Below are 15860 nucleotides of genomic sequence, written 5' to 3' on the forward strand. Positions count from 1 at the left end.
ACGTAGAAGAACACCACAGTTCTCGCCAGCACGACCTTCGTCAAGAAGCTTACGGAACATTTCAACGCCAGTAACAGTTGTTTTCGCTGTATCTTTGATACCAACGATTTCAACTTCTTCACCAACTCTAACGATACCAGTTTCAACACGGCCAGTTACAACTGTACCACGACCAGAAATTGAGAATACGTCTTCGATTGGCATCAAGAATGCTTGGTCGATTGCACGTACTGGCTCTGGAATGTAAGTGTCAAGTGCTTCAACAAGAGCTACAACAGCGTCTTCGCCATATTGACCTGATTCACCGTTAAGTGCTGCAAGAGCAGAACCACGGATTACTGGAGTGTCGTCGCCTGGGAAGTCGTAAGTAGAAAGAAGTTCACGAACTTCCATTTCAACTAATTCGATTAACTCTTCGTCGTCTACGATATCGCATTTGTTTAAGAATACAACGATATAAGGTACACCTACCTGACGAGAAAGAAGGATGTGTTCACGAGTTTGTGGCATTGGACCATCAGTCGCTGAACAAACAAGAATCGCACCATCCATCTGAGCAGCACCAGTGATCATGTTTTTAACATAGTCGGCGTGGCCTGGGCAGTCAACGTGAGCGTAGTGACGAGTTGGAGAATCGTATTCTACGTGAGAAGTGTTAATTGTAATACCACGTGCTTTTTCTTCTGGAGCAGAGTCGATTGCAGCGTAATCTTTCGCTTCACCACCAAACTTACGTGCACATACAGTTGCGATTGCAGCTGTTAAAGTTGTTTTACCATGGTCAACGTGACCGATTGTGCCCACGTTAACGTGTGGCTTATTACGTTCAAACTTAGCCTTAGCCATGTTCATCTTCCTTTGTAGATTACTCATGCAGGATCACTGCATGAGCATTAGATTTTAACTATAAAATTAGTTAGGCAATATAGTAATCGAAAGATTACTCGTCGTCACCTTTTTTACCGCCAGCTTGGAACTTAGCGATGATGCCTTCCGCCACGTTACGTGGAGTTTCAGCGTATTTAGCAAATTCCATAGAGTAAGTCGCACGACCTTGAGACATAGAACGCATTTGAGTCGCGTAACCGAACATCTCAGCCAGTGGAACTTCAGCACGGATTGCTTTAGTACCGCCAGGTAAATCGTCCATACCTTGAACCATACCACGACGACGGTTTAAGTCACCCATGATATCGCCCATGTAGTCTTCTGGAGTTTCTACTTCAACTTTCATGATTGGTTCAAGAAGAACAGGATCTGCTTTCATGAAACCGTCACGGAATGCGTAAGAACCCGCCATTTTGAACGATAATTCGTCAGAGTCGACATCGTGGTAAGAACCGTCGAACAATGTCGCTTTGATGCCAACGACTGGATAACCAGCAAGGACACCATTCTTCATACGTTCTTGGATACCTTTGTCAACCGCACCGAAGAATTCTTTAGGTACTACACCACCAACAACTTCTTCAGCGAACTCGTAGTCTTTACCAGTTTCAGGATCAAGCGGTTCTAAACGTACGTATACGTGACCGAATTTACCTTTACCACCAGTTTGACGAACGAATTTACCTTCTTGTTCGATTGATTTCTTGATCGTTTCACGGTAAGCAACCATTGGTTTACCAATGTTCGCTTCAACGTTGAATTCACGCTTCATACGGTCAACGATGATGTCAAGGTGAAGCTCACCCATACCAGCGATGATAGTCTGACCAGATTCTTCGTCTGTGAATACGCGGAACGATGGATCTTCTTTCGCTAAACGGCCAAGCGCAACTGACATTTTTTCTTGGTCAGCTTTGGTCTTAGGTTCAACAGCCAATTGAATTACTGGCTCTGGGAATTCCATACGCTCAAGTGTGATTACGTTGTTTTCGTCACACAGTGTATCACCCGTAGTCGTGTCTTTAAGACCTACACACGCCGCGATGTCACCCGCACGAATTTCTTCGATGTCGTGACGGTCGTTTGCGTGCATCTGTACGATACGGCCAATACGTTCACGTTTCATTTTCACTGGGTTGTAAACAGGGCTACCTGCTTTCAGAACACCTGAGTAAACACGTACGAACGTTAAGTTACCTACGAATTTGTCGTTCATGATTTTGAACGCAAGCGCAGAGAACGGAGCATCGTCAGACGCTTCACGAGAACCTTCGGTTTCGTCTTTGTCGTCTAGGATACCTTTGATCGCTTCTACGTCTGTAGGCGCTGGAAGGAATTCAATCACTGCGTCCAACATACGTTGAACACCTTTGTTTTTGAATGCAGAACCACACATTGCAGGTTGAATTTCACCCGCTAATGTACGTTGACGTAAACCAGCTACGATTTCTTCTTTAGAAAGGTCGCCTTCTTCCAGGTATTTGTCCATGAGTTCTTCTGATGCTTCAGCAGCAGCTTCAACCATGTTTGTACGCCATTCTTCAGCTGTATCTTGCAAATCAGCAGGAATGTCGCCGTATTCAAACTTCATACCTTGAGAAGCTTCGTCCCAGATGATTGACTTCATTTCGATTAAGTCAACAACACCTGTGAATGTGTCTTCTGCGCCCACTGGAACAACGATAGGCACTGGGTTAGCACCCAAACGTGTCTTCATTTGTTCAACTACGCGGAAGAAGTTTGCACCAGTACGGTCCATTTTGTTAACGAACGCTAAACGAGGTACTTTATATTTGTTTGCTTGACGCCATACAGTTTCAGACTGAGGTTGTACACCACCTACAGCACAGTAAACCATACATGCACCGTCAAGAACACGCATAGAACGCTCAACTTCAATTGTGAAGTCAACGTGTCCTGGGGTGTCAATTACGTTAATACGGTGTTGGTCGAACTGGTTAGCCATACCTTTCCAGAAGCATGTTACAGCTGCTGAAGTAATGGTAATACCACGTTCCTGCTCTTGTTCCATCCAGTCAGTTGTTGCTGAACCTTCGTGAGTTTCACCTAGTTTGTGGCTCTCACCTGTGTAGAACAAAATACGTTCAGAAGTGGTTGTTTTACCTGCGTCAATGTGCGCAGAGATACCAATGTTACGGTAACGAGAAATTGGGGTTTGACGTGCCATGATTTCTAGCATTCCTAAATTTTGTTGTTTAAAACAGGACGCTTTAAGCTGCATAGCAACTTAAAGCGCTTTGATGACAAACTAGTGACAACTAAATTCATCACCCTCCTGATTAGGTCCTGTTTTATCCGCTTAGAAACGGTAGTGAGAGAAGGCTTTGTTGGCTTCAGCCATACGGTGCACATCTTCACGTTTTTTAACCGCTGCGCCTTTACCTTCAGCTGCATCAAGCAACTCACCAGCAAGACGTAAAGCCATAGTTTTTTCAGAACGCTTAGCAGCAGCATCTACTAACCAACGCATCGCTAGAGCAGTACGACGGGATGGGCGTACTTCCATAGGAACTTGATAAGTAGCACCACCAACACGGCGTGCTTTTACTTCAACCATAGGACGAACTTTTTCAAGCGTAGCTTCAAAAAATTCAACTGGGTCTACTTTGTTTTTTTCTTGAACGCGGTCTAAAGCACCGTAAACGATACTTTCAGCAATAGATTTTTTACCATCTTGCATTACGTGGTTCATGAATTTAGCGATTGTTTGGCTGCTGAACTTAGGATCCGGAAGGATTTCACGAGCAGCGACTACGCGACGTCTTGGCATTTTAAAACTACCTATAAATATGACACTTCAGGTTAATCCAGCAGTAGCATAAAGTGTCGTATGCATTCGCTGGCCTTACTATACGTCGCTTGAATATTCACAAAATAAATGCAGAAATCAGACAAGCGAGACGATAAAGGATTGCAGTTCTAGCGAACTAAGAGCTTAATCTTGAAAGATTATTTCTTAGGACGTTTAGTACCGTATTTAGAACGTGACTGGTTACGATCTTTCACGCCAGCACAGTCTAAAGAACCACGAACGGTATGGTAACGTACACCTGGTAAGTCTTTAACACGACCACCACGGATCAGAACAACACTGTGCTCTTGCAGGTTATGGCCTTCACCACCGATATAGCTAGAAACTTCGAAACCTGAAGTTAAGCGAACACGGCAAACTTTACGCATTGCTGAGTTAGGTTTTTTAGGTGTAGTTGTGTAAACACGTGTACAAACACCACGACGTTGTGGACAAGCCTTCAACGCAGGAACTTTAGATTTTTCAACTAAAGTCGTACGACCCTTACGGATCAACTGATTTGTTGTTGCCATGTGGCAATTCTCCCGTTAATAAAAAGCCCCAAAAACATACTACTTTTTGAGGGCATGCAATTGTAAGTCAAGATACTAAAATGGTCAATATTCGACAGACCTGCAAATATTGACCATTCCGCATTAAAGGCTAATTTTACTGCTTTTTAAGGTATTAGGACCTTATTGCGCTTTTTGCTTTTTTGTAACCTTCTTCACTACCGGCTTCTCAGCTTCCGCTTTTTGCGGTTCTGTATCTGTTTCTGGCGGCTCTTCCACTGCCGGTGGTGTGTCGTCAAACTCGTCATCATCTTCAGGTTCCGGCTCAATCGATTCCGGTGGAATTGCCGGTTTTTGCGGCTCTACCGCAGCATTCGGTTCAACCATTTTATCGGCCAGCTGTTCTAGGCCCTGCTGGATATCCTGATCGATCTGTTCCGGCTCCGGCTTTTCCTCTGCCGATTTTTTCTGGATTTTCACCTTGGAGATGGTGCTGTTTTGCTGCAGCTCAATATCCTGATCCAGCTTCAGCTCATCGACGGCCGGTGTAGCCGCAGCTGGCTGTTCCAGTAATTTTGGTGCGACCTGTGCCAGTAAGGCTGCGGCTTTTTCATAGGCATCGACCGGGGACAGCTGACTACCCTTATGCTGGATGAGATATTCACGGGCATGCGAGAACACTTCCTGCGCTTTCTGGTGCACATGCTCGACCAGCTTCCAGCTGTAGGCGGCACTGACCGAGGCTGTCGCTACCGGGGTTAATTTGCTTAACAGCGAGAACTTCGGCATTGAGTTCATCCATTGCCATTTCATTTCGCCCTGCTCATTGACCAGATATTTGCGTAGCGCTTCCATGTCATTGCTGGAACCAACCAGCTGCTGCAGCTGATGCACATCATGGGTTTGCAGCATGTTCAGCACGCTTTTAATGCCCAGCAAGACCGCCTGCTTTTCGGCAATCAGGCCCAGATCAACCTGTTTGAAAATATATTGCACAATGGCCTGGCCTTCTTCTTTATTCAGCTCAAAGCCATACGAACGTCCAACCTGATAGATGGTACGTAACGACATGATCATCGAAACCGGCACATCTACCGCGGTTCCGATCACGCCGGTAGCCCCGGTAATTGCGCCCTGAATCGAGGCCAACCATTTATTCTGCTCTGCCAGCGCCTGGCTGATGCGTTTGGAACGGTTCACATCCTGGGTCAGTTCTTCTAGATCACGTACCCCGGCTTCATCTAAAACTGCATCGACCGAACTGATATTGGAGGTAAAGGTATTTAGCTGGTGAAAGAAGTAATCCGACACCTTGTCGGAAAACTGAGGCGCGACAAAATGGGCAAGATTATTGACCTTATTATAATGACGACCCAGCAATTGACGTGAGACCTGCGGCAAATGTGCCTTCAGTACCTGCTGCGGATTGTCATAACGCGATGAATGGCGGCCGAATACCGGGCTGGCACTGCCTTCCACCACCCGCCCCTGACTGCTACCCACCTCTTCTTTGCTGGTCGAACCGGGCGCCACATGCTGAACCAGGTCAATGCCGGTATGACTGAGCTTTTTAGCCACTCCAAACGCACTCGAGAGGAATCCGCCTGATTGCTTATTATTAGAATCTGTCATTCTTGCTCCTCATTTTCTTTCTTAAGATTTATTGCTAAATACTAGGTATAGTCTGCGTTTATCTCAACCTTATTGTGTTTCTTTTGGTTATGTTCACGTAGTCTGCTCCCCAAATCTGGTCATTCCCAAAGAGGCATAGGATTTGCCATAAGAATTCAAAATTCTTTCTGTTATTATGAATCCAATTGAAAAACTTGGGAAATGCACTGGACACCGGCATTTGCGCCGATACTCTCCAGGGTTGGACCCGATAATATCACCATAAGGGAACTGTAGATGAAACGTGTTGTAATCACTGGCATGGGCATTAATTCGTGCATTGGTAATACATTAGAAGATGTAACCCACTCTTTGCAAAATGGTATTTCAGGCACACGTTTTAACCAGACTTATGCTGAACTGAATTTTAAGAGCCATGTCAGTGCAGCTGCAGAACAGAATTTTGACAATATCGACCGTCGTCTCAAACGCTTCATGGGCGTGTGTGCGATGTATGCCTATAACGCAGCAGCAGCAGCCATTGAACATGCCGGCCTGAAAGTTGAAGATTTAGCCGGTAACCCGCGTTACGGTATTGCCGGTGGTTCAGGCGGTAACTCGACTGCATCTGTGGTTGAAATGGTGGAATTACTGGAAGAAAAAGGCGCGCGTAAAATTGGCCCGTTCTTTGTACCACGTAACATGTCAAACACCATTACGGCCAACCTGGGCGTTGCCTTTAAATTACAAGGTGTTGCGCACTCAATTACCAGCGCATGTGCAACTTCTGCCGATGCAATTGGTTATGCCTACAACCTGATTCAACTGGGTAAACAGGACCTCATGCTGGCCGGCGGTGGTGAAGAAGATCACTGGTCACAAAGCCTGCTGTTTGATGCGATGGGTGCGCTGTGTGCCAAATACAATGACACCCCGGAAACCGCTTCTCGTCCATATTCTGCAGACCGTGACGGTTTCGTGATTGCCGGCGGCGGCGGCTTCCTGGTACTGGAATCGCTGGAACATGCACAAGCACGTGGTGCCAACATTCTGGCAGAAGTGGTGGCGTATGCAGCCAACTCGGACGGTGCTGACATGGTTGCGCCAAGCGGTGAAGGTGCAACACGCTGTATCCTGATGGCGCTGGATGAAGCCAAACAGCATGGTGTTGAATCGATTGACTATGTAAACACACACGGTACATCGACCCCTGCAGGTGACGTGACTGAACTGAAAGCCATGGAACGTGCCTTTGGTGAAGGCCAGGTACCAGCCCTGAGCTCGACCAAATCTATGACCGGTCACAGCCTGGGTGCTGCCGGTGTACAGGAAGCGATCTACTCTGTCCTGATGATGCAAAACGACTTTATTGCGCCAAACATCAACGTGACCGAGCTGGATGAAGGCGCGAAAGGCTTTGATATCGTACTTGAAAAACGTGACGCAAAATTGAATACTGTGATGAGTAACAGTTTTGGTTTTGGCGGCGTAAACGCTTGTCTGATTTTCAAGAAATGGGATGCATAATCCCTAAATAGGATTTTCGATGGATGCACCTTCTGATGCTTTTTTATGGGTAAAAGCATTACATATTATTGCCGTGGTGTGCTGGTTCGCTGCACTGTTCTATCTGCCACGGTTATATGTTTACCATGCCATGAGTGAAGATACACTGAGCCATCAGCGTTTTGAAATCATGGAGCGCAAGTTGTACCGAGGGATTATGTGGCCGTCTATGATTGCCACCCTCATCACGGCACACTTTTTGGTAGATTGGGGCGATGCGACCCGCAATTACCACGATGCGTTATGGTTTTACCTGAAAGTAGCATTGGTCGGTTTATTGGTGATTTACCATTTGGTTTGTGGCTATTACCGCCAAAAACTGATTGGCAATGCGCATTATAAATCACACAAGTTCTGGCGCTTTTTCAATGAAATGCCGACAGTGCTGTTATTTGCAATTGTGATTCTGGTGGTGGTGAAACCAATGTTCTAACTCCATCGAAAAACAGATAAAAAAAGCCTCGTTTGATACGAGGCTTTTTTGTGGGCTAGCGAAGGGTTTCTGACTTGGCATATTGCTCGGTCTGGGCATATTGCTGGTATTTACGCAGCCGCGGTTTATATAGACCATAGTAAGTCACGGTTAAAATCACCAGCCACAACGGACTGACCAGCAGTGCTTTCAGCGTATCCGGCTCCAGACTGAGAATCACCAGTGCAAACAGCAGGAAGGCCAACACCACATAGCTCATCAGCACCCCGCCCGGCATTTTAAAGCGTGAAGCAGCGTGTAACTGCGGCTGCAGTTTACGATAGCGCAGGTAACACACCATAATAATGCCCCAGATGCTAATAAACAGAATCACGCACAGCGAGCTGGCCAAGGTAAAGGCTTCAACGGTATTCGGCACAAAATACTGCAAGGCTGCACCGGCCATAATAAACAGACAGGAGAACAGCAGACCTTTGGCCGGTACTGCCCGTTTTGACAAGGTCGCCAACGCCTGTGGCGCCTGCCGGCCACGCGCCAGGCCAAACAGCATGCGGCTGGTCGAAAACACACCGCTGTTCATGGAAGACATCACCGAAGATAACACCACCAGATTCATAATAATCGCAGAGGTGGGAATACCGGCATGTAAAAACAACGACACAAACGGACTACGGTCTGCCGGAATCTGGTTCCACGGCGTCACCGACATCACCACAAATAAAGACAGCACATAAAACAGGATAATCCGGGTCGGAATTGCATTGACTGCTTTGGGTAAATTCTTTTCCGGATCTTTGGTTTCAGCCGCCATGGTGCCCAGCAGCTCCACCCCGACAAAGGCAAACAGCGCAATCTGGAAACCGGCCAGAAAACCGTTACCGCCTTGTGGAAACATACCACCATGTGACCAGACATGCTGAAAACTGGCAGTGGTGCCATCTGGCGCGGCAAACTGGTTAAAGACCATATAGCCACCAATACCAATCAGGCCTAAGATGGCCAGAATCTTGATCAGGGCAAACCAGAACTCGATTTCACCAAACAGCTTGACCGTCAGTAAATTCAGTCCCAGTACAAACAGCACACAACCAACACTGATCAGCGCCTGCCCCATGGGAGTAAACGTGGTATCTGGTGGCAGCCAGAAACCGAGATAATTGATGATGGCTGCCAGATCAGCAATTCCGACCAGAATCCAGCCCAGCCAGTAGGACCAGCCAATATAGTAGCCCGCACCCGGCCCGATCAGCTCATGCGCCATATCAATAAAGGATTTATAGTGCAGATTGGACAGCAGGATTTCACCCAATGCGCGCATCAGGAAGAAAAACATCAGGCCAATAATCATATAAATAAACAGGATGGACGGGCCAGCCAAGGCAATGGTTTTGCCGGAGCCCATAAACAGTCCGGTGCCAATAGCGCCGCCAATGGCAATTAACTGCAGATGCCGGTTGGAGAGTTTGCGTTGTAATTCATGTGGCGACGAATGAACGTCATCGTGACGAGAGGAAGTCATGTTCAATATCCTTATTGTGCCCTGACCCTGCCATCAGCGCAGGCTGTGCATACGTCATCCTGCAATGATGGTCCTGTACATCCCAACAAATCCTATCTTGGGCTGTACGCAGCGTCAGTGGCTGGGAGAGAAAACCAAACCAGACGGCTTATTTCTGTGCAGCGGTCACTGCAATTTCAATCAGCCAGTCCGGGTTGACCAGTTCCGCCTGAATGGTGGCGCGTGCCGGTGTGGCATGGCCCTGCAACCATTCAATCCAGAGCGCATTCACGGTCTGGAAATCGGACAGATTCTTTAAAAAGAGTTGCGCAGATAAAATCCGGCTTTTATCGCTATTGGTTTCGGCCAGCAGCGTATCAATGGTCTGCAGCACTTCTTGCGTTTGCGCAGTGATGTCCTGTCCGGCAGTGGTTTTCGGAATCTGACCCGACAGATAGACCACCTGATTAAATACCGTTGCCGCACTCATCACTTCAGTGCTGTGAATACGTTGAATATCTTGAGAACTCATGTTGTGATCCTGTTGAATAAAATTTTATGCCTGCACCACAAACGGCACCCGGGCGGTGATGGCGCACATCAGCTCATAGCCAACGGTACCGGCTGCCTGACTGACCTCATCGACCGGCAAGATGGCACCACTGCTGGAATAGCCCCACAGCACCACTTCAGCGCCAATATCGGCGTCAGGAAGATGGCTGAGATCGACCGCCAGCATATCCATACTGACCCGACCCAGCGTCTGGCTGCGCTGCGAATTGACCAGTACCGGTGTACCGCTTGGAGAAATTCGCTGATAGCCATCGGCATAGCCACAGGCCACTACGCCAATCCGCATGGATTTTTCGGCGACAAAGCTGGAGCCATAGCCAATACTTTCTCCAGCCTTCAGCTGCTGGACAGCAATAATTTCACTGCGCAGGCTCATGCTCGGTTTCAGGTTCCAGTCCTGAATTGTGTGCTGTGGAAAATCGGGGGAACTGCCGTACAGCATGATGCCGCTACGCATCACATCGCTGTGCAGGGCCGGCGCATGACGTAGCAGCGCCGCGCTATTACAGAGCGAACGCTTGCCAGGCAGGCCGGCAATGGTCTGTTCAAAACACTGCTGCTGATAGTCAATGCCCGGCGCGCCAAAACGTTCGCCGTCGGCATCGGAGAAATGCATCATGTGGGTAATAGAGGCGATAATTTCCAATGCCTGTAACTGGGCGAAGGCGTCCCGGTAAGTGGCGGGTGCAAAACCCAGACGGTTCATGCCACTGTTCATTTTCAGATAGACATGAAAACGTGCTTCCGGATGCTGGCGCTGGAACTGCTGTAACCAGTCAATTTGATGGGCGCTGTGAATGCTAAAGCTCAAGCAATGTTGCTGACAGACAAATAAATCTTCCAGACAGAAAATACCTTCCAGCAACAGAATATCGCCCTGCCAGCCCAGCTGGCGTAATCTCAGCGCCTCGGCCAGATCCAGCAAGGCAAAGCCATCGGCGGACTGAAAAGCCGGATAGACCCGCTCGATGCCATGACCATAGGCATTGGCCTTGACCACGGCATAAACTTGGCTGTCCCCGGCATACTGCCGGGCAATCTGCAGGTTATGGCGCAGTGCATCGAGATGCACCACCGCCTGAATTGGTCTGGACATCGTTCTTCCTTGAATCAATACCTTAAGCAGCGTAACGCTGTAACGATAAGCCTTCAGTGCTAATTTCCGGTTGCTGCTGCATCACCAGATCACTGATTAACTTGCCCGAACCACAGGCCATGGTCCAGCCTAAAGTCCCGTGACCGGTATTCAGGAACAGGTTTTTATAGCGGGTGCCACCAATAATCGGGGTGCTATCTGGCGTCATTGGACGTAAACCGGTCCAGAAGCTGGCCTGCGGTAAATCACCACCCGGGAATAAATCTTTGGTGACCATTTCTAAAGTGGCACGACGATCCTGATTCAGACCGAGGTTAAAGCCGCTTAATTCAGCCATACCACCGACACGAATCCGCTGGTCAAAACGGGTAATGGCAATCTTGTAAGTTTCATCCAGAACTGTTGATTGTGGCGCCATGGCCGGATCGACAATTGGCACAGTCAGCGAATAACCTTTCACCGGATAGACCGGCAGGTCCAGATGCAGCGGTTTCAGGAATTCACGTGAATAACTGCCAAAGGCCAGCACATAACGGTCTGCGGTCAGCACTTTGCCATTGACCAGCACGCCTTTAATCTCGTCGCCTTCAACCAGCAGTTTTTCTACATTCTGGTTAAACTGGAAATCGACACCCATCTCCTGTGCCAGTTTGGCCAGCGCATTGGTAAACAGATAGCAATCACCGGTTTCATCATTAGGCAAGTGCAAGCCACCAACCAGTTTATCTTTGGCCGCAGCCAAAGCCGGTTCAACCCGTGCCAGACCATCACGGTCTAACAGCTCATATTCCACACCGCTTTCTTTTAATACTTCAATGTCACGCTGTACGGCATCGAGCTGGGCATCTTTACGGAACAGCTGCAGCGTGCCTTTAGAGCGGTTTTCATAGCTGATTCCGGTGTCTTGGCGTAACTGTCTCAGGCAATCGCGGCTATATTCGGCTACCCGCACCATCCGCTCTTTATTAATAGCATAGTGCTGCGCATTACAGTTTTTCAGCATTTGCGCCATCCACTGTAACTGCCACATACTGCCATCCAAATTCACGGCCAAAGGTGCATGATGCTGGAACATCCACTTCACGGCTTTAAATGGAATCCCCGGCGCTGCCCACGGCGTTGAATAGCCCGGTGAAACCTGTCCGGCATTCCCGAAGCTGGTTTCTTCCGCCGGCCCGGTTTGACGATCCAGCACCGTCACACTTGCACCCTGCTGCGCCAGATAATATGCGCTGGTCACCCCAATGACACCGCTTCCCAACACAATTACACGCATAGACTTGACCTCAAATACATTCCAGTTTATTTAACTAGTATATTTTCGGATCAATAGTGAATTTTGCTATTTTTAGTGGGTATTTTCAGATAATCCGCCCATTTTTTCAGGATATTTTTTGGAATAAAGGAATTTTTAGATGCGTAAATTAGACCGGATTGATCGCATGATTTTGGACATCCTGCAAAACAATGGCCGGATTGCGATTAGTGAGCTGGCGGCCAAGGTCAATTTATCCACCACGCCCTGTTCGGAACGGGTTAAACGGCTGGAACGCGATGGCATTATTATGGGCTATTATGCCCGCCTGAATCCTGAACTGGTGGACAAGAAACTGCTGGTATTTCTGGAGATTAAACTGTCGGCCAAATCGGGCGATGTGTTTGATCAGGTGGCGCGAGATCTGGTGGATATTCCGGAAGTGCTCGAGTGTCATCTGATTTCCGGCGAGTTTGATTATCTGGTTAAAGCACGGCTCAAAGAAATGAGCGCCTACCGGCGTTTACTTGGCGATTTACTGAAAAAATTGCCGGCCTCAGCCTCTTCACACAGTTATGTGGTAATGGAAGAAGTTAAAGAAAGTCTGTATTTAAATATTGAAGGCTGATGTTTCAGAGAGTCGATAGATCCATCGATGTGATTAGGCGCATGGAAAATCCAGCCACCGGCTGATGAATACAGCATCAGCCGAATGGATTTTTTATATTAAGCCTGACAGGATGCCAATGCACTATTTAAGTCAGCCACCACATTCGGCAACTGGGAAAACTGCTGAATACGGGCTTTTGGTGCAGCATGATCCAGCTCTTGCATCGTGCCATAACCATATTCGACCGCGACCGCTTCAATCCCGTTATGTCGCGCCCCCAGCACATCATATTCCCGGTCGCCGACCATAAGACATTGGCTGGCCTGCAGCTGTTCCTGCTCCAGAATATAGGCAATTAATTCATCTTTATGGGTCCGATCACCATTCAGCTCGCTCCCATAAATGCCGGTAAAATACTGTTCCAGCTCAAAATGCTCCAGAATCTGCCGTGCATAAATGGTCGGCTTGGCCGTGGCTAAAAACAGCTGATAGCCCTGGAGTTTCAAGGTTTGCAAGGTTTCCGCCACAGTCGGATAAACCTTATTTTCATATAAACCGGTCACGGCAAAACGCTCGCGATAACCCATCAGTGCCTGTTCCGCCAGCACATCATTCGGTTCAACCTGTAAAATTTTTGCCAGTGAAGCTTTCAGTGGCGGACCAATAATCCAGTCAATATTTTCAGATTCTGGTAGTGGATGACCAATTTTTGCCAGTCCATAACGCGCCGAGGTGGTAATACCCACTTTTGGATCGGTCAGGGTGCCATCCAAATCAATCAGCAGATGTTTAATCATGAATTTTTCTCCCCCTTCGACCGTGAAATACACTCGAGACTTGATTCAAAGTTGCCTATACTAACGTAAATTCATGATTGAAGGATATGGATGTGCGTCCAACGGTACTTTGCTTTTCTGGTTTAGATCCCTCTGGGGGCGCAGGCTTACAGGCTGATATTGAAGCGATTGGTCAAAGTGGCGCACATGCGGCCATTGCCTGTACCGCCCTCACGGTGCAAAACTCGCAGCAGGTGTTTGGCTTTGAAGCCACTTCCAAAGCATTGCTACTGGCCCAGGCCAATGCCGTGGTGAACGATCTGCCAATTCGCTGTGTTAAATCGGGAATGCTCGGCACCACCGACAATATTGCAGCGCTGGCAGATTTCTTGAGAGAACATCCGGACTATTACTATGTGCTGGACCCGGTTCTGGTCGCCAACAGCGGTGGCTCTCTGGGTGATCAGGCGACTTTGGTCAAGGCCTTTGTCGAGCTGATTCCACTGGCAACCTTACTGACCCCGAATACGGTAGAACTGCGTGCCCTGACCGGTGAAGATGATCTGGAACTGGCCACCCAGAAACTGTTTGCGATGGGTGCCAAGGCGGTTTTGGTTAAAGGCGGCCATGAAGATACCCCGGATCACATCCGCAATGCTTTATATATAGATGGTGAACTGATTTCAGAAACCCGTTGCCCGCGTTTAGAAGGCGAATACCACGGTTCGGGCTGCTCGCTGGCCAGCTTTATTGCCGGCCGTTTAGCACTAGGTGATGAACTGCAAGCCGCTGTGAATTATGCTGAAACCTGGCTGTTTGGGGTACTAAAACAGGCAGAAAGTCCGGTACCGAATGGTCAGAAGATTCCAAAACGCTTTTAATCCTTAATATAAAAAATACCTGCTATAAAAAATACCTGCCCCATGGCAGGTATTTTTTCGACCTGAATCTGAAGCCCTTTAATCCGGCATATCATCCAGCTGCTGCGGTTCGGCTCGCGGCTGGGTATTCATCCGGTGCCGGAACGAGGCGGAACGTTCATAAGCCTGTTTACGTACCCGCATAATTGAACCCAAAGGTTGATGCGCCTGCACGCCATGCCACGGGTTAAACGACAACACATCATCGGCATAAACCCGCCGCTCCGGACTATAGCTGTCCTGTTTGGGAAAATGCAAAGTGCCAATGGTCTGATGCGCAGATTCTTCTTCCGGCCATAATACCGAGGCATCTTCAATGGGCATCCGTTCCAGACTGGTACATAATTGCGCACGCAATACATAATCGGCGCTATGGTGCTTAAAGAAATCCCGGACCAGATCCCGGATGCTGGAGTCATGGCTAATCTGCATTGGAATATTGGTCAGCTGACGTACCGAGGTCGATTCCGGCGCCACACTGAGTTTTGCCATATAGTCGCCATAACGCAGCGCGGCCATGGTGTGATAGGTCTCGCCCAGAATATGGTTCTGACTGCGCGCCCAGCCTTTTAAAGTTACCGGTACTTCTAAACCGGCTTTATCCACCAGTGTATTTAAACTGCGCGCCATACTGCGCATGCCTTTTAACATCGGATCGGGCGCCTGTTCCGCGCGTGTCACCAGAGGCAGCATCTGCTGGTATTTACGCAGCGTGCCAAAGGCCAGCACCGGAATATTCACCATCAGAATATCCTGGTTTTTACCATCACTCGGATCATCGGCCAGTAAGCGTGCGCCCGGCACATTCAGGATTTTTAAGGCAAAGCCATGCGGTACTGGCACCTGGTCACTGCGTAAATCTCCCGGCGCAGCCGATAAACGCACCATCACATCATAATGTCCTGGCTCGGCAAAAATTCCCTGCGCCAAATGCGGCGGCAACACCGGCACGGTCAAAATACCTTTCAGAAATGCATGTGATTTGGCATGCGCATCGCGGACTGCATGGCGATGCTTGTCAAACACCTGTTGTCGGGCTTGGGCCATATGCTCGATAATATCTTCAATCAAGCGGCTTTCATTCGGCTGTTCCTGTTCAACCTGCGGGGTATACAGTAGATACGGCTCTGACATCGTGAACGCTCCTGTTCCGGCCTGAACATCTGGCAAAAATTGGCTAATATCCACCAATCTAGCAAGCTGAGAGCCAGAAAAATATAGTGCTTATTCAACAGTTCAGGAGAGTTTGGTAAGCGTAGACGACTCAGCTCAACACGATACTTGGGTTCAGTCTTGATGATGTCTGGATT

At 48.3% G+C, this 15860-nt stretch carries 15 protein-coding genes; 4 read left to right on the top strand and 11 right to left on the bottom strand.

All coding sequences use genetic code 11. From position 1 onward, the window contains the following. From tuf to FTT63_RS09555, 5 genes are all read right to left on the bottom strand, one after another. On the bottom strand, positions 1–846 hold an 846-nt coding region (tuf, locus tag FTT63_RS09535), incomplete at its 3' end, for an elongation factor Tu (RefSeq protein WP_180192212.1). A 94-nt stretch (positions 847–940) separates the two neighbouring features. Beyond that, positions 941–3076, bottom strand: coding sequence for an elongation factor G (gene fusA, locus FTT63_RS09540; RefSeq protein WP_104470922.1), 2136 nt, complete (start codon positions 3074–3076; stop codon positions 941–943). Positions 3077–3208: 132 nt separating this feature from the next. Beyond that, positions 3209–3679, bottom strand: a complete 471-nt coding sequence (gene rpsG, locus FTT63_RS09545) for a 30S ribosomal protein S7 (protein WP_005179845.1) — start codon at positions 3677–3679, stop codon at positions 3209–3211. A 179-nt stretch (positions 3680–3858) separates the two neighbouring features. Next, a complete protein-coding gene (gene rpsL / locus FTT63_RS09550) occupies positions 3859–4233 on the bottom strand; it encodes a 30S ribosomal protein S12 (protein ID WP_002050319.1) in 375 nt (124 codons plus the stop codon). A 162-nt stretch (positions 4234–4395) separates the two neighbouring features. Further along, positions 4396–5844, bottom strand: coding sequence for an EcsC family protein (locus FTT63_RS09555; RefSeq protein ID WP_163141299.1), 1449 nt, complete (start codon positions 5842–5844; stop codon positions 4396–4398). Positions 5845–6120: 276 nt separating this feature from the next. Here FTT63_RS09555 and FTT63_RS09560 point away from each other — a divergent pair, with 276 nt between their 5' ends. Together FTT63_RS09560 and hemJ are read left to right on the top strand one after the other, a co-directional pair. After that, the gene (locus FTT63_RS09560) at positions 6121–7350 is read left to right on the top strand and encodes a beta-ketoacyl synthase N-terminal-like domain-containing protein (RefSeq protein WP_005179853.1); all 1230 of its coding nucleotides are present in this window, start codon (positions 6121–6123) and stop codon (positions 7348–7350) included. 19 nt (positions 7351–7369) lie between these two features. Next, positions 7370–7822 carry a protoporphyrinogen oxidase HemJ gene (gene hemJ / locus FTT63_RS09565; RefSeq protein WP_163141296.1) on the top strand — a complete coding sequence of 151 codons (453 nt, stop codon included), beginning with the start codon at positions 7370–7372 and terminating at the stop codon, positions 7820–7822. A 55-nt stretch (positions 7823–7877) separates the two neighbouring features. Here hemJ and FTT63_RS09570 read toward each other — a convergent pair whose 3' ends face one another. From FTT63_RS09570 to FTT63_RS09585, 4 genes are all read right to left on the bottom strand, one after another. Then, entirely contained in the window at positions 7878–9341 is a 1464-nt protein-coding gene (locus FTT63_RS09570; protein WP_016659472.1) for an amino acid permease, read from the bottom strand. 148 nt (positions 9342–9489) lie between these two features. Beyond that, complete coding sequence (locus FTT63_RS09575) at positions 9490–9852, bottom strand: RidA family protein (RefSeq protein WP_005179861.1); 363 nt, start codon at positions 9850–9852, stop codon at positions 9490–9492. 24 nt (positions 9853–9876) lie between these two features. After that, positions 9877–10989: an alanine racemase gene (gene alr, locus FTT63_RS09580; RefSeq protein WP_163141293.1), complete on the bottom strand. Its 1113-nt coding sequence runs from the start codon at positions 10987–10989 to the stop codon at positions 9877–9879. Positions 10990–11011: 22 nt separating this feature from the next. Beyond that, entirely contained in the window at positions 11012–12265 is a 1254-nt protein-coding gene (locus tag FTT63_RS09585; protein WP_075167990.1) for a D-amino acid dehydrogenase, read from the bottom strand. A gap of 139 nt (positions 12266–12404) precedes the next feature. Here FTT63_RS09585 and FTT63_RS09590 point away from each other — a divergent pair, with 139 nt between their 5' ends. Then, complete coding sequence (locus FTT63_RS09590) at positions 12405–12872, top strand: Lrp/AsnC ligand binding domain-containing protein (RefSeq protein ID WP_005179867.1); 468 nt, start codon at positions 12405–12407, stop codon at positions 12870–12872. A 98-nt stretch (positions 12873–12970) separates the two neighbouring features. Here FTT63_RS09590 and FTT63_RS09595 read toward each other — a convergent pair whose 3' ends face one another. Then, entirely contained in the window at positions 12971–13651 is a 681-nt protein-coding gene (locus tag FTT63_RS09595) for an HAD-IA family hydrolase (RefSeq protein ID WP_045795528.1), read from the bottom strand. 92 nt (positions 13652–13743) lie between these two features. On the opposite strand from FTT63_RS09595, the gene FTT63_RS09600 reads away from it, so the two are divergent. After that, positions 13744–14511, top strand: coding sequence for a hydroxymethylpyrimidine/phosphomethylpyrimidine kinase (locus FTT63_RS09600; RefSeq protein WP_016659477.1), 768 nt, complete (start codon positions 13744–13746; stop codon positions 14509–14511). Between the two features lie 78 nt (positions 14512–14589). Here FTT63_RS09600 and FTT63_RS09605 read toward each other — a convergent pair whose 3' ends face one another. Further along, the gene (locus FTT63_RS09605) at positions 14590–15684 is read right to left on the bottom strand and encodes a catalase family protein (protein ID WP_163141290.1); all 1095 of its coding nucleotides are present in this window, start codon (positions 15682–15684) and stop codon (positions 14590–14592) included. Positions 15685–15860 lie beyond the last annotated feature (176 nt).

It is taken from the genome of Acinetobacter sp. C15, from assembly GCF_013420645.1.
Classification (GTDB): Bacteria; Pseudomonadota; Gammaproteobacteria; order Pseudomonadales; family Moraxellaceae; genus Acinetobacter; species Acinetobacter indicus.